This window comes from Caballeronia sp. NCF2 (assembly GCF_023631205.1).
GTDB lineage: Bacteria > Pseudomonadota > Gammaproteobacteria > Burkholderiales > Burkholderiaceae > Caballeronia > Caballeronia zhejiangensis.
The window spans coordinates 1-344 of sequence record NZ_JALQDN010000129.1 but is presented as its reverse complement, the minus strand read 5'-3'; the positions used below and the strand labels follow the sequence as shown (position 1 = coordinate 344).

General features: G+C 60.2%; 1 protein-coding gene. It reads left to right on the top strand.

What is annotated here, in order from left to right:
* A partial coding sequence (locus tag NCS02_RS36195) for an SDR family NAD(P)-dependent oxidoreductase (protein WP_250523713.1) occupies positions 1-307 on the top strand: 307 nt, incomplete at its 5' end.
* Positions 308-344 lie beyond the last annotated feature (37 nt).

Below are 344 nucleotides of genomic sequence, written 5' to 3'. Positions count from 1 at the left end.
TGCGCTCATCACGCCGATCGCCAATCGGCTTGAGGCGCAGCGGCACGGGACGCTCGCGGTGATCTCGTCGGTGGCGGAAGATCGGGGGCGTCCGTCGAATTATCTTTATGGCAGCGCGAAGGCGGCGTTGCAGGCGTTTCTCGAAGGCATGCGCGCACGGCTATTCAAGGCCGGCGTGCATTGCGTGGATGTGCGGCCATGCTCTGTCGTTACGCCGATGACGGCGGCCCTGCCCCTCCTAGTCGACTGCGTCATTGATTTGGCACATGGCGGATTCGACGTGAAGGATCGTCATACTTCCACTTGATCGGCTTTGGATGTTTATTGTGCTCGCGGATGTAATG